General features: G+C 71.8%; 15 protein-coding genes. 4 read left to right on the forward strand and 11 right to left on the reverse strand.

Annotated features, from left to right (window positions below; all coding sequences use genetic code 11):
* A partial coding sequence (locus M7D61_RS08245) for a pyridoxamine 5'-phosphate oxidase family protein (RefSeq protein ID WP_298229411.1) occupies nucleotides 1-484 on the forward strand: 484 nt, incomplete at its 5' end.
* 104 nt (nucleotides 485-588) lie between these two features.
* On the opposite strand, the gene argG is transcribed toward M7D61_RS08245, so the two are convergent.
* From argG to M7D61_RS08280, 7 genes are all read right to left on the reverse strand, one after another.
* Entirely contained in the window at nucleotides 589-2,031 is a 1,443-nt protein-coding gene (gene argG, locus M7D61_RS08250) for an argininosuccinate synthase (protein WP_298229413.1), read from the reverse strand.
* A gap of 210 nt (nucleotides 2,032-2,241) precedes the next feature.
* Nucleotides 2,242-4,407, reverse strand: coding sequence for a catalase/peroxidase HPI (katG, locus tag M7D61_RS08255; protein WP_298229415.1), 2,166 nt, complete (start codon nucleotides 4,405-4,407; stop codon nucleotides 2,242-2,244).
* 34 nt (nucleotides 4,408-4,441) lie between these two features.
* Nucleotides 4,442-4,873 (reverse strand): Fur family transcriptional regulator, encoded by a 432-nt coding sequence (locus M7D61_RS08260; RefSeq protein ID WP_298229480.1) that lies wholly within the window; start codon nucleotides 4,871-4,873, stop codon nucleotides 4,442-4,444.
* A 167-nt stretch (nucleotides 4,874-5,040) separates the two neighbouring features.
* Nucleotides 5,041-6,438: an ATP-binding protein gene (locus M7D61_RS08265; RefSeq protein ID WP_298229417.1), complete on the reverse strand. Its 1,398-nt coding sequence runs from the start codon at nucleotides 6,436-6,438 to the stop codon at nucleotides 5,041-5,043.
* Nucleotides 6,435-7,133 (reverse strand): response regulator transcription factor, encoded by a 699-nt coding sequence (locus M7D61_RS08270; protein WP_298229418.1) that lies wholly within the window; start codon nucleotides 7,131-7,133, stop codon nucleotides 6,435-6,437. Before M7D61_RS08270 ends, M7D61_RS08265 begins: the two co-directional genes overlap by 4 nt.
* Nucleotides 7,134-7,228: 95 nt before the next feature.
* Nucleotides 7,229-7,612, reverse strand: a complete 384-nt coding sequence (locus M7D61_RS08275) for a hypothetical protein (protein WP_298229420.1) — start codon at nucleotides 7,610-7,612, stop codon at nucleotides 7,229-7,231.
* Between the two features lie 94 nt (nucleotides 7,613-7,706).
* On the reverse strand, nucleotides 7,707-8,168 hold the full coding sequence (locus tag M7D61_RS08280) for a hypothetical protein (RefSeq protein WP_298229422.1): 462 nt from the start codon (nucleotides 8,166-8,168) through the stop codon (nucleotides 7,707-7,709).
* 113 nt (nucleotides 8,169-8,281) lie between these two features.
* Between M7D61_RS08280 and M7D61_RS08285 the strand changes: the two genes are divergently transcribed.
* A complete protein-coding gene (locus tag M7D61_RS08285) occupies nucleotides 8,282-9,223 on the forward strand; it encodes an FAD:protein FMN transferase (RefSeq protein ID WP_298229424.1) in 942 nt (313 codons plus the stop codon).
* Nucleotides 9,220-10,737 (forward strand): 2Fe-2S iron-sulfur cluster-binding protein, encoded by a 1,518-nt coding sequence (locus tag M7D61_RS08290; protein WP_298229426.1) that lies wholly within the window; start codon nucleotides 9,220-9,222, stop codon nucleotides 10,735-10,737. Before M7D61_RS08285 ends, M7D61_RS08290 begins: the two co-directional genes overlap by 4 nt.
* Here the strand turns inward: M7D61_RS08290 and M7D61_RS08295 are convergent.
* Genes M7D61_RS08295 through M7D61_RS08305 form a run of 3 tightly spaced genes read right to left on the reverse strand, consistent with a single transcriptional unit; the run spans nucleotide 10,703 to nucleotide 14,192 of the window.
* Nucleotides 10,703-12,028, reverse strand: coding sequence for a glycoside hydrolase family 130 protein (locus M7D61_RS08295; RefSeq protein WP_298229428.1), 1,326 nt, complete (start codon nucleotides 12,026-12,028; stop codon nucleotides 10,703-10,705). The two genes, M7D61_RS08290 and M7D61_RS08295, sit on opposite strands and share 35 nt — an antisense overlap.
* Complete coding sequence (locus tag M7D61_RS08300; RefSeq protein ID WP_298229430.1) at nucleotides 12,025-13,056, reverse strand: glycosyltransferase; 1,032 nt, start codon at nucleotides 13,054-13,056, stop codon at nucleotides 12,025-12,027. The genes M7D61_RS08295 and M7D61_RS08300 overlap by 4 nt, the downstream gene beginning before the upstream one ends.
* Nucleotides 13,053-14,192, reverse strand: a complete 1,140-nt coding sequence (locus M7D61_RS08305) for a glycosyltransferase (RefSeq protein ID WP_298229432.1) — start codon at nucleotides 14,190-14,192, stop codon at nucleotides 13,053-13,055. The genes M7D61_RS08300 and M7D61_RS08305 overlap by 4 nt, the downstream gene beginning before the upstream one ends.
* Before the next feature lie 299 nt (nucleotides 14,193-14,491).
* Here M7D61_RS08305 and M7D61_RS08310 point away from each other — a divergent pair, with 299 nt between their 5' ends.
* A complete protein-coding gene (locus M7D61_RS08310) occupies nucleotides 14,492-15,955 on the forward strand; it encodes a cation:proton antiporter (RefSeq protein ID WP_298229434.1) in 1,464 nt (487 codons plus the stop codon).
* An 11-nt stretch (nucleotides 15,956-15,966) separates the two neighbouring features.
* On the opposite strand, the gene M7D61_RS08315 is transcribed toward M7D61_RS08310, so the two are convergent.
* Nucleotides 15,967-17,376 carry an NAD(P)/FAD-dependent oxidoreductase gene (locus M7D61_RS08315; protein WP_298229436.1) on the reverse strand — a complete coding sequence of 470 codons (1,410 nt, stop codon included), beginning with the start codon at nucleotides 17,374-17,376 and terminating at the stop codon, nucleotides 15,967-15,969.

Genomic DNA, 17,376 nt, shown 5'->3' on the forward strand with positions numbered 1-17,376 from the left:
CGCGGCGCGGCGATCCAGCACACCCGACGACGGAGGTGGCATGAGCGTCGACGAGCGCGAGGTCAGCGAATTGACCCTCGACGAGTGCTGGCAGGTGCTCGCCACGCAGCATCTCGGCCGCCTCGCACTGAGCTACGGCGACGGGGTAGAGATCTTCCCCGTCAACTACCTCGCCCACGAGCGCACCATCATGCTCGCCAGCGCGCCCGGAACCAAGCTCATGGCACTGAGCGCCAACCACGCGGTCGCCTTCGAGATCGACGGCCACGAGCACGCCACCCTCGGCGATCCCGGCAGTTTCTGGAGCGTCATCGTGCACGGGGAAGCCGTACGGCTCGCCGCCGACAGCGACATCGTCGCCTCGGGCGTGCTCGAGCTTCCCACCTGGGCGCCGGGCGAGAAGCTCAACTACGTGCAGATCACCCCGAGAACGGTCACCGGCAGGTCGTTCCTGCCGCCGAAGAAGCGGGCGAACAGGCACTAGACGACGACACCACGGACGCTCCCACCCAGCCGCAGCGGCGCGGTGGCCTGTCCGCCGCGCCGGGTGACGACTCGCGCCCGACAAGGAAGGGCGCGACAACAGATTCAGTCGGTGCCGGAATCGAAGGCGGCGCCCTCGGCGAGAGCGTCGGCCTCGGGCGTATCGAGCACGCCGGATTCCGCGGCGTCGAGCGCGGGAGCGATGATCTCCTCGGCGGAGCCCGGCTCCAGCGCCCCGACGAGATCGGCGGTGGCCCCGCCGACGATGCCGGCGGCAACGTACTGCTCGAGGCGCGCGCGCGAGTCCGCGATGTCGAGGTTGCGCATGGTGAGCTGGCCGATGCGGTCATCGGGGCCGAAGGCGGCATCCCCGACCCGCTCCATGGAGAGCTTCTCGGGGTGGTACGACAGCGCCGGCCCCGTCGTGTCGAGGATGGTGTAGTCGTCGCCGCGGCGCAGCCGCAGCGTCACCTCGCCGGTGACGGCCGAAGCGACCCAGCGCTGGATGGACTCGCGCAGCATGAGCGACTGCGGGTCGAACCAGCGCCCCTCGTAGAGCAGGCGCCCGAGGCGGCGGCCCTCGTTGTGGTAGGCGGCGACGGTGTCCTCGTTGTGGATGGCGTTGATGAGCCGCTCGTACGCCACGTGCAGCAGCGCCATGCCCGGCGCCTCGTAGATGCCGCGCGACTTCGCCTCGATGATGCGGTTCTCGATCTGATCGGATGCCCCGAGGCCGTGCCGGCCACCGACGGCGTTCGCCTCGTAGACGAGCGCCACCGGGTCGTCGAACTCGACGCCGTTGACGGCGACCGGACGACCCGCTTCGAAGCGCACCGAGACGACCTCGGAAGCGATCTCGACGTCCTCCCGCCACGAGGCGACGCCCATGATGGGGTCGACGATCTCGAGACCGGTGTCGAGCTGCTCGAGGGACTTGGCCTCGTGCGTGGCGCCCCAGATGTTGGCGTCGGTCGAGTACGCCTTCTCGGCCGGGTCGCGGTAGGGGAAGCCGCGCGCGATGAGCCATTCGCTCATCTCGTGGCGGCCGCCGAGCTCGCCGACGAAGTCGCTGTCGAGCCAGGGCTTGTAGATGCGCAGCCGCGGGTTGGCCATGAGGCCGTAGCGGTAGAACCGCTCGATGTCGTTGCCCTTGTAGGTCGAGCCGTCGCCCCAGATGTCGACGCCGTCCTCCCTCATGGCGCGCACCAGCAGGGTGCCCGTCACCGCACGGCCGAGGGGCGTGGTGTTGAAGTACGTCTTGCCGCCGGAGCGGATGTGGAACGCACCGCACTGCAGGGCGGCGAAGCCCTCCTCGACAAGAGGCAGCTTGGCGTCGACGAGGCGCGCGAACTCGGCGCCGTACTGGCCGGCACGGCCGGGCACCGCGTCGATGTCGGGCTCGTCGTACTGGCCGATGTCGGCGGTGTACGTGCACGGGATTGCGCCGTGCTCGCGCATCCAGGCGACCGCGGTCGAGGTGTCGAGACCGCCCGAGAACGCGATGCCTACTCGTTCGCCGACGGGAAGCGTGCTGAGAACCTTGGACACGGCATAAAGCCTATGGGCGCGGCCGGATTGCTCCGACCGCGCCCCTTACGCACGATGCGTCGCCGACGGGGTCTCAGTGATCCTGGCGGTAGTTCTTCGACATGGCGATGAGCGCAGCGACGACGAGGCCACCGTCGACGACGCCCAGCAGGATGATGCCGCCCCAGGCGATTGCTCCGAAGTTCATGGCGTCAGTCTCCCACGTTCCGGCTATTTCCTGAGATCGAAACGGTCGAGATCGGCGACCTTCGCCCACGCGGCGACGAAGTCGCCCACGAACTTCTCGGCCGCGTCGTCGGAGGCGTACACCTCGGCCACTGCGCGCAGCTCGGCGTTCGAGCCGAACACGAGGTCGGCGCGGGTGCCCGCCCACTGCTCGCCCTTCGGGCCGATGCCGGCGAAGGCGTGCGAGCCGGGGTCGAGCGGGGTCCACGTCGTCGCGAGGTCGAGCAGGTTCACGAAGAAGTCGTTCGTGAGCACGCCCGGCCGGCCGGTGAGGACCCCGTAGCCGGAGCCGTCGTAGTTCGCACCGAGCACGCGCAGGCCGCCGACGAGGACCGTCATCTCCGGCGCGCTCAGCGTGAGCAGGTTGGCGCGGTCGATGAGAAGGTGCTCGGCGGGCAGCACCGCACCAGGACCGTAGTAGTTGCGGAATCCGTCGGCGACCGGTTCGAGGTAGCCGAAGGACTCGACGTCGGTCTGAGCCTGCGAGGCGTCGACGCGGCCCGAGCTGAACGGCACCGCTACGGGGTGCCCCGCCGCCGCCGCGGCCTGCTCGACCCCGACGTTGCCGGCCAGCACGATGAGGTCGGCGAGCGAGACGGCCACGCCGGCCGTCGCCTTGATCTCCTCGAGCTTCTCGAGCACCTCCGCGAGCTGGGCCGGGTTGTTGACCGCCCAGTCCTTCTGCGGGGCGAGGCGGATGCGCGCCCCGTTGGCGCCACCGCGCTTGTCGCTGCCGCGGAAGCTCGCCGCCGACGCCCACGCCGTCGAGACGAGCTGCGCGACCGTGAGACCGGATTCCGCCACCGCCGCCTTGAGCGTTGCGATGGCGCCCGCCGAGAGCGGTCCCGCGGAGGCGGGCAGCGGATCCTGCCAGATGAGGTCCTCGGCGGGGACCTCCGCACCGACGTAGCGCGACTTCGGGCCCATGTCGCGGTGGGTCAGCTTGAACCAGGCGCGGGCGAACGCATCGGCGAAGGCATCCTGGTCGTCTTTGAACCGGCGCGCGATCGGCTCGTAGATCGGGTCGTAGCGCAGTGCGAGGTCGGAGGTGAGCATGCGCGGCTCGCGCCTGCCGACGCCGAACGCCTCGGGCACCATGTCGGCGCCCGCGCCGTCCTTCGGCCGCCACTGCTTGGCGCCGGCCGGGCTCTGGAAGAGCTCCCACTCGTAGGCGAAGAGGATGTGCAAGAACTCGTTGTCCCAGCGGGTCGGGTGGTACGTCCACGTCACCTCGAGGCCCGAGGTGATGGCGTCCTCACCGACGCCGGTGCCGAATGTGCTCTTCCAGCCGAGGCCCTGCTGCTCCATCGGGGCGTCCTCGGGGGCTGGGCCGACGCTCTCGGCAGGGCCGGCGCCGTGCGTCTTGCCGAAGGTGTGGCCGCCCGCGATGAGCGCCACGGTCTCCTCGTCGTCCATTGCCATGCGCGTGAACGTCTCGCGGATGTCCTTCGCGCTCGAGAGCGGGTCGCCGTTTGCCGCCGGGCCCTCAGGGTTGACGTAGATGAGGCCCATCTGCACCGCCGCGAGCGGCCCCTGGAGCTCGTGCTCGCCGGCGTACCGCTCGTCGCCGAGCCAGGTGGTCTCCGGTCCCCAGTACACGTCGTCGTCAGGTTCCCACACGTCGGGGCGACCGCCGGCGAAGCCGAAGGTCGTGAATCCCATGGTCTCGAGCGCGACGTTGCCGGCGAGGATCATGAGGTCGCCCCACGAGAGCGACCGGCCGTACTTCTTCTTCACCGGCCAGAGCAGGCGGCGTGCCTTGTCGAGCGAGACATTGTCGGGCCAGCTGTTGAGCGGGGCGAAGCGCTGCTGGCCGGTGCCGCCGCCGCCGCGGCCGTCGTGGACGCGGTAGGTGCCGGCGCTGTGCCAGGCCATACGGATGATGAGCGGGCCGTAGTTGTCGAAGTCGGCGGGCCACCAGTCCTGCGAGGTGGTGAGCACCTCGGCGATGTCCGCTTTGACCGCGGCGAGGTCGAGGGCCGCGAAGGCCTTCGCGTAGTCGAATCCCTCGCCGATCGGATTCGCGACGGCCGGGTTCTTGGCGAGGATCTTCAGGTTGAGCCGGTTCGGCCACCAGCGCTGGTTGGCCGAGCCCTGGGTCGGGCTCGGCATCCCGTGGGGAACCGGGCAGGTCGCCTCGTCGTCAGACATGATTTCCTTCCATTTCGCTTCGTCGTTCGGGGGTTCAGGAGGCTCGCGCGCAGTCGGGGCAGACGCCCCAGTAGATGACCTCGACCGTCTCGATGACGAATCCGTGGTCGTCGGATGCCGTGAGGCAGGGCGCCTCGCCGACCGCGCAGTCGACGTCGGCGATGGCCCCGCAGGAGCGGCACACGACGTGGTGGTGGTTGTCGTCGATGCGCGACTCGTAGCGGGCGACGGAGCCGCGCGGCTGGATGCGCCGCAGCAGCCGCGCCTCGGTGAGGGCGTTGAGCGAGTCGTACACGGCCTGATGCGACACCTCCGGCACCTCGGCCCGGGCGGCGGCGATGAGCGTGTCGGTGTCGGCGTGGGGGTGCGTCTGCACGGCGTTGAGCACGGCGACGCGAGGCCGGGTGACGCGCAGCCCCACGCGCCTGAGGCGCTCCGCGGCGTCGGCAGCCGGGTCGATGTCCATCGTCACGGCGCCAGTGTGGCAGCCTTTCCTGAACGAGTCAAGAAACACCATCCACTGACTGGGACTCGCTCGGAGTGCATTGAGAGCCGCCGGCCATGTCGGGGGCACGCTCGTTCTCTTCCCGTCATCAGACGCGACAGCGGCGGGCAGCACGGTCGCCCCGGAGATCAGCCCGACCCGGACCGCTCCGGCGCGGCGAGGAACGCAGCGGATGCGTCGAGCCCGCCCCCCTCGCGCGGCTCGAGGCGCGCCGTGCCGCCGCTCGCGGCGGCGAGCTGCGCGACGATCGCCAAGCCCAGCCCGCTCCCACCACCCGACGGCGAACCGCGCCAGAAGCGCTCGAACGCGCGCCCGCGCTCCGCCTCGCCGAGCCCCGGACCCTCGTCGAGCACATGGACGACGACCCGGTCGGATGCCTCCACCAGCACCGTGACCGTCGATCCCGGCGGGCTCACACCCAGCGCATTGTCGATGTAGTTGTCGATGATCTGCTCGACCGCCGTCTCGACGGCGACGGCGGGTGCGGAATCCGGCCCCTGGTACCGCACCGCGACGTCGGCCTCCTGGGCGAGCGGCAGCCACTGCTCCACCCGCTCCTGTGCGATGCGCGCGACGTCGTGCACCCCGGCCGGCTCAGCCTCGGCGCGGCTCAGCGCCAGCAGGCCGTCGATGACCGTCCCCAGGCGGTCCAGCTCGGCGTCGGCGGCGGCGAGCCGCTCGGTCGCGCCGACCGGATCCGTGTCGACGAGGTCGCGGGCCGCGTCCAGCCTCAGCCGCAGCGCCGTCAGCGGCGTGCGCAGCTGATGGGATACGTCCGAGGCGAAGGCGCGCTGCAGGTCGATGAGCGCAGCGAGCCGTTCCGCCATCGAGTTGAACGTGCGGGCCAGTGAACGCACCTCGGGCACGCCTGCCCGCTCCTCGGCGCGGGTGGCGAGCTCGCCGGCGGCGAGCTGCTCCGTCGCGGCCTGTAGAAGCCGCAGCCGCCGACTGATGCCGCTCGCGAAGACCGCTGCGACGACACCCGCCAGCAGCACGGTCACCCCCGCGACCGCGATCAGACCCCACACCTGCCGCGCCGCGGCATCCGCGAACTCCTGGGAGGGATAGCTCAACCGCACGGCGCCCTCGGTCGTGCTGCCGCTCAGCACCGGGACGGCGACGTACAGCATGGTGATGCCGAGGGTGTTGGAATGGCGCTCTCCGCTGACGATCCTGCCCTGCAGCGCGGCGGCGATTTCAGGTCGGGACAGGTACGAGGCGCCCACGCGCGACTGGTCGGCATCGCTCGTCGAGACCGCGACACCCTCCTCGTCGACGACCACGACCCGCGCACCGCTCGCCGCGCTGTATGCCGCGACGGTCGCGACGGCGGTCTTGTCGCCGGCAGCAGTGCCTTTGCTCAGCGCGTCCTCGAGCCGGCCCGCGAGCACGAAGGCATCCCTTTCGAGGGTGGTCACCACCCGCTCGCGCTCCACGCCGGTGAGGTAGAACGCGAAGGGAATGTTCTGGACGAGGAGCACCACAACGGTGAAACCCATCATGGCGAGCATCAGGCGGCGCCTCATGTCGGCTCCTCGCCGGAGTGCACCGCCTCCGGCAGATCGAACCGGAACCCGACGCCGCGGACCGCCTCGATCCACGCCGGATCGCCGAGTTTTTTGCGGATGGCCGCGACATGCGCATCCAGGGTCTTGGTCGTGCCATACCAGTTCATGCCCCACACGTCGCGCAGGATGTCGCCGCGGCGCAGCGCGGCGCCCGGCTCGGCCGTGAGGTAGTCGAGCAGCTCGAACTCCTTCACGGTCAAGTGCACGGGCTCCCCCGCCATGGTCACCCGGTGCGCGCGCACGTCGAGCACGAGCGGACCGAAGGTGCGCACGGCGGAGCCGGCGGTGTCCGGCTGCGCCATGCGCCGCGCGAGGGCACGGATGCGGGCGGTGAGCTCCCGGAACCCGAAGGGCTTGACGAGGTAGTCGTCCGCACCGACCTCGAGCGCGAGCACCCGGTGGAACTCCTCGCTCCGGGCACTCACCACGATCACCGGTACCGACGAGACGGCACGGATGCGGCGGCAGACCTCCACTCCGTCGAGGTCGGGCAGGCCGAGGTCGAGGAGCACCATGTCCGCCGCACCCGCGGCGACGGCCGCGAGCCCATCCGCGGCCGTGTCCACGCGGACGCCGTCGAACCCGGCGCGGGTCAAGGCGTCGAGGATGCCGGCCGCGATCGAGTCATCGTCCTCGATCAGGAGCACTCGCACACCGCCATTCTCGCGGGAGTCGTCGATGCGCCGGGCGGCGGGCGTGGAACCGGCGCAGAAATTTGCCGAATCTTGGATCTTCGGGGGAACGGTCTTCACCATCGCCTGCCTAGCGTGGAGGACATGAAGAAGGCAGCGATCACCACACTGTCCGTGCTCGGCGTCGTCGGTGCGGCCGCTATCGCCACGGCCGCCAACGCGAACACGCTCGGCGTCCTCGGCGGCACCGGCGATACCTCCTCCAACGTGGCGGTCCTGGACGTGCGCTCGCCGTTCGACGGCTCAGTCGCCGCGCCCTCCCCGTCGGCCACGCCGCATCCGACCCCGTCCGACGCCTCGCCGGCTTCCGTCGCGCCGGCGGTCACGGAGCCATCCGAGAGGCCCGCACACTCAGCGTCACCGGAGGTGTCCCCCGCGCCGGCGGTCACAGAGCCATCCGAGAGGTCAACACACTCAGCCTCACCGACGGCATCCCCCACGGCATCGCCGGTCTCGCCGGCACCGGTTCACGCGACGACGAGCGGATCCGGCCAGTCCGCGGTGAGCGGCGGCGACGAGACTGAGAACGAGACGTCAAGTGACGGAGCCTCCGAGCCCGCCGGTGATTCGGGCAGCACCGGCGGCCAGGCCGATGACTGATCGGCGGGACCCGGGGCGGGTCGCGCGCGCGATCGTGAACACCGCGTCGCTCGCGGCCTTCGGCGGCATTCTGGGCGGATTCCTCCTCCTGCCCCAGGGGACGGCCGCGGCCTCGGCAGGCCTAGCAGCACCGGCTGCGCCGCAAAGCCCGGCCTCGACCGCACCGGCCTCGACCGCACCGGCCTCCGCTGCAGCGCCGACCCCGGCCAATCCATCGCCGACGGCCTCGACCCTCCCGACGCCTCCGGTCTCGGCGAGCCGAGCGCCCTCCGCCGCCGCGAACCCCGCACCCGCGGCGGCGCCATCCGCGGCGTCGGCTCCGAAACCGGCACCACGACCCGCGGCGAGCGCGTCTCCGACGACGAAGAAACCCGCCCCGCAGCCGGCGAAGACCACGGCACCCGCCCCTGCCCCGTCGTCGCACCCGGCGCCTGTCCCGGCCCCTCCAGCACCAGTCCCAGCCCCTCCGGCACCCGTCCAGGCGACCACCTCCGGATCAGGAGGCTGAGATGGCGACGAGCGGCGTCGCTGCACCGACCGGCGCCCGCGGCACGGCGGTGAGCGCGGAGACGATGGCGATGGGCAACCGGTTCGTCATGACCGTGGTGGATGCCGACGACGATGTCGCGAACGGCGCACTCGCGCTCGCCCGACGGCTCGATGCGCTCTGGAGCCGGTTCCGCGCCGACAGCGACATCACCGCTCTCAATCTCGCCGAGGGCGAGCCGCGTCGTGTGGACCCGCTCACGTCCCTGCTGATCCGCGAGATGCTCGAGGCCCACCAGCGCACCGGCGGCGACTACGATCCGACACTGCTCCCGACGCTCGTCGAGGGCTACCGCTCGTCGCGCCTCGACCCGACGCTGAGCACCCTCCTGCCCGCTTCCGCCCGCGCACCGGGCGACCTGACAGGGGTGCGCATCGGCGACGACACGGTCGCGCTGCCCCGGGGCACGACCCTCGACCCGGGCGGGATCGGGAAGGGACTCGCCGCCGACCTCGCCGTCCGATACGCCCTCGACCGCGGAGCGGAAGGGGCCCTCGCCCAGTTCGGCGGCGATGTGGCGGCCGCCGGCAGGGCACCCGACGGCATCGCATGGCGCATCGGCGTGGAGGACCCGTTCCACCCGACGGAGCACTGCGATATCGTCCGCCTCGTCACCGGCGGGGTCGCGACCTCCAGCACGCGCCGACTCCGCTGGAACACCCTAGGAGGCGGCTCCGCGCACCACCTCATCGACCCGCGCACTGCGGCGAGCATCCCCACCGACATCCAGACCGTCACCGTCATCGCCGCCAGCGGGGCGCGGGCCGAATCACTCACCAAGTCCGGATTCCTGCGCCCGCTCGCCGACTATCTCGCCTGGCTGCCGACGCAGGGCGCCGCCGGGCTCGCCATCACGGCGGAGGGCGCGATGCACGCCTCACCGAACTGGAGCACCTACCGGTGACCGATCCGCATCTCTGGTGGTACGTATCCCGATCCGCCGCCATCGTGGCCTGGACGCTGCTGACGCTGACGACCCTGTGGGGCATCCTGCTGTCCACCCGCGTCCTTCGGGTCGCCGACAACCCCGCGTGGCTGCGGACCCTGCACGCCCACCTCAGCGGGATCGCCCTCCTCATGACCTTCATCCATGTGGGCTCGCTGCTGCTGGACCCGTACCTGCGCTCCCAGGGCTTCGGGATCGCCGCCGCACTGGTGCCGCTCTCATCGCACTATGCGCCGCTGCCGCTCTCCCTGGGCATCGTGGCGCTCTACCTCATGGCCGCCGTCGGGCTCTCCTCGCTCGCCATGCGCCTCCTCCCCCGCCGCCTATGGAAGGGCCTCCACTTCGCGAGCTACGCCATCGTCGTGCTCGTCGCCTTCCACGCCGCAACGGCCGGAACCGATACCGGCACCGGGTGGTACATCTCGCTGTCCACCGCCGTCATCGTGGCGACGGCGATGGCGGTCATCGTGAGGCAGTTCGTGGGCTCGGCCGCAGCCCAGCGGCGCCGGAGCGCGGCGAAGACGCGCCAGAGCGCGGTACGCGAGCGAATACCCGTCCGGGTGGCCGCGCTGCGCCAGCGGGCGGAGGATGTGCGCGGCGTCCGCCTCGTGCCACTGACCGACGATCCGCTGCCGCCGTGGACGCCCGGAGCGCACATCACCGTCCACCTCCCGAACGGCCTGGAACGGCGCTACTCGCTCTGCGGCGACCCGGCGGAGCGACACTCCTACGACATCGCCGTCGCCCGCTCGCCCGACTCCGCAGGCGGAAGCCGGTTCATCCACGACTGGCTCGTCGCCGGCCAGATGCTGGAAATCGATCCGCCGCGCAACAACTTCCCCCTTGACGCAGCCCCGGACTACCTGTTCGTCGCCGGCGGCATCGGCATCACGCCGATCATGGCGATGATCGCCTCACTTCCCGCGTCGCGGAACTGGGAGCTGCTCTACATCGGCCGGACCCGCTCGAGGATGGCCTTCGCAGAGTCGCTCGCGGCGCGCTACCCGGGCAGAGTCACGATCTACGCGCGGGACGAGCACACCGAGCGGCTCCCTGTGGCGGACCTCGCGGCGCACAGCACCGCCCAGGTCTACGCCTGCGGCCCGGCCGGTCTTCTCGACGCGCTCGCCGCGGTCGTGCCGGCTGGACGACTCCATCTCGAGCGGTTCGTGCCCGTCGACCGGCGGGCCGGCCTGCGCCCGAGCCCGGTGCAGGTCGAGCTCGCGGGCGTCGGCTCGTTCCGCGTTCCGGCCAACCGCAGCATCCTCGACGTGCTGGAGGCCGCCGGGGCGCCCATCGCGGGCTCCTGCCGCGAAGGCGTATGCGGCGCCTGCGAGCTGCGGGTGCTCGACGGAACGCCGCTCCACCTCGACTCGGTGCTCGGCGACGCCGAGAAGGATGCCGCGCGGGTCATGTACCCGTGCGTCTCGCGCTCCGTCACTGATCGCCTGGTCGTCGATCTCGTCGACTGAGGTCGGGACGGATCCACGTCGACGGCGACGGCGGACGCATCGCGGCCAGGAGTGCGTCGAGCTCGACCGAGACGACCCGGATGCGCGCGTCGTCGACACCGTGGGGAATCCACAGCACGCCGTCGTGGACGATTCCGCCGCAACTGTAGACGACGTTCGGAACGTAGCCGCCGCCGTCCAGGCCGGACGGCTCGACGAGCGGGCCGGGAAGCACGCCGATGACGTGGGACGGGTCGGCCAACTCCAGCAGGATCGCGCCGATGCTGTAGACGCGCATCGGCGCGACGCCGTGCGTGAGGACGAGCCATCCGGCCGCCGTCTCGATCGGCGGCCCGCAGTTGCCGCTCTGAACGACCTCCCAGAGTGCGTCGGGGCCGTGCAGCGGCTCCTCGGTGCTCCAGTCGAGCCCGTCCGGCGAGCGGGCGAGGCCGAGGGATTCCCCGTCCGTGCGGCCGAGCGCGAGATGCATCCCGCCGACGAGGCGCGGGAACAGCGCCATGCCCTTCGTCCACGCCGGAGGACCGGTCAGGCTGCGGACGGCGAACTCGCGGAAGTCGGTCGTCGTCAGGAGCTTCGAGGCGATCGAGCCGCCGTCGTAGGCCGTGAAGGTGCCCCGGTACTCGCGCCCGCCGTCGTGCTCGAAGGCGACGAGGCGGACGTCCTCGATTCCGTGGCTCTCCTCGTCGGTGACGGGGAACAGCACCCGCGTGCTGAGGCCACTGGTCGGGTCGAAGACCGCCCGGTAGGACGAGTCGGCGTCGGCGCTGACGACGGCGCGGCTGAGCGGGGCCTGGCGGGGAAGGAACTCCCAGCGGCGACCCGGGCCGATCACCGCCTCGCAGAACTGGACCGAGGAGAGGTGCGGCTCGCCGATCGAGCGCAGCGACAGCATCACCCGGAGCTGGCCGGGGGCGAGCCCGCTCTGATCCGGGTGGGCGACGGCGCTCGGATTGCACAGCGCCGTGCCCTCCACCGAGTACTCGGCGGTGAAGGCCGCGCCCACGACGATCGCCATGTCGTCGTCGAGGTCCGGCGCGCCGGGCGCGCGCACCGCGGCGGCGTTCGCGCGCAGCGTCGCGACGAGGCCGTCGTGGCGGGCGCCGAAGCGGTCGAGGATGGACCACGCCTCGGCCGCGATCGCATCCGGCGACGTCGCCAGCACGCGCGCGAGCACGCCCTCGGTGCGCGGTTCGCCGCCAGGGGTGCTCTCGCCCGGCAGGAAGAGGCGGGCGATGGCCCGTCCAGGGTCCGGGGCGAGCTCGACTCCGGCGTCCGTGGCGAGGATGCTCATGCGAGCCGTCGGGCCGCCAGGCGGGCGTCCTGGTTCGCGCTGATCGCGGCCAGCGTGGACTCCGCGCCGCAGTTCTCGTTGCGCCCGCCGGGCTCGAGACCGTCGTATCCGGCCCCGGTGGCGAGATCGACCATCACCGTGCCGGCATCGTTGTCGCCGGTGAACCAGGCCCAGGCCCTCAGCGTCTCGCGCGCCCAGTGGGCCTCGCCCGTGACGGCGAGCGCTGCGACGCAGGCATCGGCGAGCGCCGCCGCCTCGATCGGCTGCTGGTCCCAGAGCGGCCCGGGCTCGCCGGCGCCGCGTCCGTCCGTGCCCGCCAGAGACAGATGCCCGGACGGGCTCGTCTCGATGGCGAGCAGGGCGGTGAGGAGGGCGATCCCGTCCGCGACGGTCCCGTCCTCGCCGAGCGCATCGCCGCCGACGATGAGCGCGCGGCACAGCGCCGCGTTCGCGTAGCGCAGCCTCGGCTCGGGCCATCCCCAGTCGGCGAGCGGGTGGCGGGGAATGCGGGCGAGGCAGTCGACGAGCAGGAGCCTGGCCGCGGCCAGGTGCGGCAGGGCCGCGAGCACGTCGGCGGCGCCGACGGCGGCGAACGCCGAGGCGCGGACGTCCGTCGACGAGCGCCCCGCAGCGCGGAGGAAGGCGCGCAGCGCGCGAGCCCGGTCGCCCGCGCTGGGCGCGTACCTCACCATCGCGCCGAGGCCGGCGACGGCGCGCCCCCACCAGTCGTCGGTCGAGGGCTGATCGGTCCAGTCGCCGGCCGGCGACATCCGGTTGTGGACGGCGCCGTTCGCCGTGACGGCCCGCTCGAGGAACGCGAGGTACACGCCGGCGAGGCCGACGAGCTCCGCCGTGCGCTCGGGCTCGCGCACGACCGCCGTCAGCGCGCGGGCGACGTCGTCGGTGCAGTAGCCGTGCCCGATACGCGGCGCACGATGGTCGGCGTGCTCGTAGATGCCGTGGCTGCCGGTCATGGCGGCCACATGACTGTAGGGCAGCGGCGCGATGGCCGTCTCGACGACGGTCATCGGGGAACGCGGTCGACGACGGCGAGCTCCGCGGCGAGTTCGCGGTAGCGTTCTGCGACGGTCTCCCAGCTGTTCGCCCGGGCGGATTCCAGGGCGCGGGCCGCGGCGGCCAGCGCATGGCGCGGATCGCGCAGCACGGTGCGGATCGCCGCGGCGATCTGGTCCGGGCGCTGATGGTCGACGAGCATGCCGCCGCCCCCCGCGAGCACCTCGATCGCGTGCGGGAACCGGGTCGCGATGACGAGCTTGCCGGCCGCGGCGGCCTCCGCCAGGACCCCGGACGTCGCCTGCTCGCGAGAGTCATAGGGCAGCAGCACGATGTCGGCGGCCGCGACCTCGGCGGCGAGCTCCGCCGTCTCGCGATACCGTCCGTCGATCTCGACGTCGTCGGCCAGAGCGAGCTCGTCGACGAGCGCCAGCAGGGAGCGCCGGTACCGCTGGCCCTCCTCCAGCACGACCTTGGGATGGGTCTGCCCGAGCACGCGGTACAGCGGCGCCGGCGTCAGGTCGCCGAGCTCGGCGAGCGCGCGGATGCCCCACTCGATGCCCTTTCCCGGGCCGATCAGACCCCACGTCAGGATCACCGGGCGCGGAGACTCGCGCACCGCCGTCGCCGACGCCCACGGCCCGACGCCGTGCGGGATGAGGTGCAGCTTCGCCGGCGGGACCGCGTACTCGTCGGCGAGCAGCGCGAACGCCGTCGCCGTCATGGCCACGACCGCGCCGGCGAGCGCCGCGATGCCCGCGGTGACCTCCCGCTGATGAGGGGTCGGCGTCGCGAGCACGGTGTGCATCACCACGATGCTGGGCCGGCGCAGGCGGGCGAGCACGTCGAGGATCTCGTCGCCATCGGGTCCGCCGTAGATGCCGTACTCGTGCTGCACGATGACGACATCGGAGGCGTCGAGCATGTCGGCCGCGCGCGCCCGGCTGGCGTCGTCGTCGGGGCGCAGCACGCTCCCGATCCGCAGCCCGGGCCCCGGAAGGGACGGGCCCGCGGGGACGAGGTCATCGACGCGCACGATGATCGACTCGTCGTCCTCGACGGCCGCGATGGTCGAAGCGAGGGCCTCGGTGAAGGTGGCGAGCCCGCACCGCGTCGGCGGGTAGGTGCTCAGGTATCCGAACCGGGTCATCGACCGCATCCGTCCGTTACGGCCTGCGCCGAGGCACCGGGCCGATGGCGAGACGTCTGCCGGACGGCACCTCCCGTGGAATCACAGCGTGATCCGGTCGACGACGACCGAGCGGAACTGCTGCGATCCGGCCGTCGCAGGTAGTGCGAGCATACGCCCGCCGCCTGCACGCGGCCTGGGCGCCGAGCGAGCGCTTGACCCGACCGGAGCAGGCCCATCGGGCTAGATTGGGTGCGCAGGACGGTGTGCCGGGAAGTCTGGTCGGCGATGACTCGCTGACGCCACAGAAGGGTACGCCGATGGAGAACGAAACGTTCGCGCTGACCGTCCTGATCGGCGCTGCGGTGGTGGTCGCCGCCGTGTTCTCGAACCGGCTCACCCGCCTGCTGCGGATCCCGACCCCGGCGCTCTTCCTGATTCTCGCCGCCATCGCCGCGCTGTTCCTTCCCCCGTTCACCGCCGACAACCGCATCGTCGACGAACGGGTCGTGAGCATCGCCCTCGTGGTCATCCTCTTCGACGGCGGGATGCACATCGGCTGGAGCCGATTCCGGGCGGCCCTGGGACCGATCGCCTGGATAGGCATCGCCGGCACCGCGGTCACGGCCGGCGCGATCGCCGTCGCCGCGCACTTCCTGTTCGGGTTCGAATGGCAGAGTTCGCTCCTCCTCGGTGCGGCTCTCTCCCCTACCGATCCCGCTGTCGTGTTCTCCGTGCTCGCCGGCCGCGAGATCTCCGGCCGCTCGGGCACGATCCTCGAGGGCGAGTCGGGTGCCAACGATCCGGTCGGGATCGCGTTGATGCTCAGCCTGCTCAGCGTCGGCGGAGCCGGACTCGACTCGGTGGGGACCGGCGTGGCGACCTTCGTGCTCCAGTTGGCGATCGGGGCGGCAGTGGGCATCGCCGGCGGCCTCGTCCTCGCCTGGGTCATGCGCCGGGTGCGCCTGCCGGACGAGGCTCTGGCCTCCGTCTTCACCGTGGCCGCCGCGGTGCTGCTCTACGCGGTCGGCACGGCGCTGCAGGGATCGGGCTTCCTTGCGGCGTTCATCGCCGGCATCCTGGTCGGCGACGTGCGCGCACCCTACAAACGCGAATCCGAGCGATTCAGCTCGGGGCTGGCGAGTCTGGCCGAGATCACCGTGTTCGTCCTGCTCGGTCTCAGCGTCCGGCTGCGCGACGTGCTCCGGCCGGAACTGCTCCTCACCGGGCTGGCGATCGCCGGGCTGCTGATCTTCGTCATCCGCCCGGTGTTCGTCGGCCTGCTCACCCTTCCGATCCGGCTCAAACGCGGCGAACGCGCCTTCATCCTCTGGGCCGGGCTCAAGGGTGCCGTCCCGATCCTGCTCGGCATGTTCATCCTCGAATCGGGCGCGCCGGGCGCCGCCGAGCTGTACGCCATCGTCTTCATCGTCGTGCTCGCCTCGGTTCTGCTCCAAGGCGGGCTCGTGCCGCTCTTCGCGAAACTGCTCCGGGTGCCGATGCGCATCGTGGAGGCGCGGCCGTGGTCCCTCGACGTGAAGTTCGCCGACGAACCGGAAGGCCTGCGCCGTCACGTGGTGGCCGCCGGCTCGCCGGCGGACGGAAGCACGGTCGCCGAGATCTCCACCGGTGACGACGACTGGATCAGTCTCATCAGCCGCGCCGGGCGCAACATCCCGGTCCGCAACAGCACCCGCCTGCACGCCGGAGACGTCGTGCTCACCCAGGTCGACGGCGAAGAACGGCTGGCATCCCGATTCGACGCCCCGGCCTCACCGCAATAGCGTCGTCACGGTCACACGGCGGGCCGGCCGTACGCCTCGAGCAGCCGCAGCCAGATCTCGCTCATGGTGGGATAGGCGGGCACGGCATGCCACAGCCGTTCGAGCGTCACCTCCCCGACGACCGCGATCGTCGCGGCGTGGACGAGCTCAGCGACATCCTGACCGACGAAGGTCACGCCGACCACGACCTTGCGCCTCTCGTCGACCACCATCTTGGCTCGGCCCTGGTAGCCGTCGGCCTGCAGAGACGCGCCGGCAACCCATCCCAGGTCGTACTCGACTGCGCGCACCTCGAATCCGGCCGACCGCGCCTCCGCTTCCGTGAGCCCGACTCGGGCGACCTCGGGATCGGTGAAGATCACCTGCGGCACGGCGGCATGGTCGGCGGTGGCGACATGCGCGCCCCAGGGCGCATCGCGGACCGCGGTGCCGAGGTACCTGGCGGCGATCGCCTCGCCGGCAGCGCGCGCCTGGTATTTGCCCTGGTGGGTGAGCAGGGCGCGATGGTTGACGTCGCCGACCCCGTAAAGCCAGTCGGTGCCGCGCACGAGCATCGTGTCGTCGACGTCGAGCGGCGCATTCGCCGTCAGTCCGACCGCATCGAGCCCCAGGTCGGCCGTCCGGGCGGTCCTCCCGGTCGCCACCAGGACCTCGCTCGCGACCACGGCTGGACCGTCGGGCAGTTCGAGGGCCACCGGACCGTCCGGGCCCGATCGGTCGACCCGCACCGGCTGGACTCCGAGGCGGACGTCGACGCCGAGAGCGCGCAGCGCCCCGGCGACGGCTTCCCCCGCGAACGGCTCCTGGCCGGAGAGCAGACCTGACCGCGCGAGGAGCGTGACGGATGCCCCGAGCCGCGCATAGGCGGTGGCGAGCTCGACGGCCGCCACTCCCCCGCCGATGACCGCAAGGCTGGCGGGTATGGACTTCGCGCTGGTGGCCTCGCGCGTCGACCAGGGCTGGGCATCGGCGAGTCCGGGGATGTCCGGCAGCACGGGCACCGAGCCCGTCGCCACGGCGACCGCGGCGCGAGCCCGGTAGCGGGTGCCGCCGACCTCCACGGCGCGCACGCCGACGAGCCGGCCGTGACCGCGGATGAGGTCGATGCCCGCCGAGCCGAGCCAGTCGACCTGGGAGGCGTCATCCCAGTTCGCGGCGAAGGAGGTGCGCCGCTCGAGCACAGCCGCGGCATCGACCCGAGACCCCACGACCTGTGCGGCGCCTCCGACCCGCTGCGCGGCCGCGAGCGCGTGACCGCTGCGAAGCAGCGCCTTCGACGGCATGCACGCCCAGTAGGAGCATTCGCCGCCGACGAGTTCCTCCTCGACGATCGCGACCGACAGGCCGCGCTTCGCGGCGTAGTCGGCGACGTTCTCGCCGACGGGACCGGCGCCGATCACGATGAGGTCGTAGAGGTCCAC

It is taken from the genome of Gryllotalpicola sp., from assembly GCF_027352875.1.
Lineage (GTDB): Bacteria > Actinomycetota > Actinomycetes > Actinomycetales > Microbacteriaceae > Gryllotalpicola.

Excerpts from the sequence above, each read along its gene's own strand:
- katG (WP_298229415.1), bottom strand. The coding sequence starts at position 4,407 with ATGTCTGACGACGAGGCGACCTGCCCGGTTCCCCACGGGATGCCGAGC.
- M7D61_RS08260 (WP_298229480.1), bottom strand. The coding sequence starts at position 4,873 with ATGGACATCGACCCGGCTGCCGACGCCGCGGAGCGCCTCAGGCGCGTG.
- M7D61_RS08265 (WP_298229417.1), bottom strand. The coding sequence starts at position 6,438 with ATGAGGCGCCGCCTGATGCTCGCCATGATGGGTTTCACCGTTGTGGTG.
- M7D61_RS08285 (WP_298229424.1), top strand. The coding sequence starts at position 8,282 with ATGGCGACGAGCGGCGTCGCTGCACCGACCGGCGCCCGCGGCACGGCG.
- M7D61_RS08295 (WP_298229428.1), bottom strand. The coding sequence starts at position 12,028 with ATGAGCATCCTCGCCACGGACGCCGGAGTCGAGCTCGCCCCGGACCCT.
- M7D61_RS08300 (WP_298229430.1), bottom strand. The coding sequence starts at position 13,056 with ATGACCGTCGTCGAGACGGCCATCGCGCCGCTGCCCTACAGTCATGTG.
- M7D61_RS08305 (WP_298229432.1), bottom strand. The coding sequence starts at position 14,192 with ATGACCCGGTTCGGATACCTGAGCACCTACCCGCCGACGCGGTGCGGG.
- M7D61_RS08310 (WP_298229434.1), top strand. The coding sequence starts at position 14,492 with ATGGAGAACGAAACGTTCGCGCTGACCGTCCTGATCGGCGCTGCGGTG.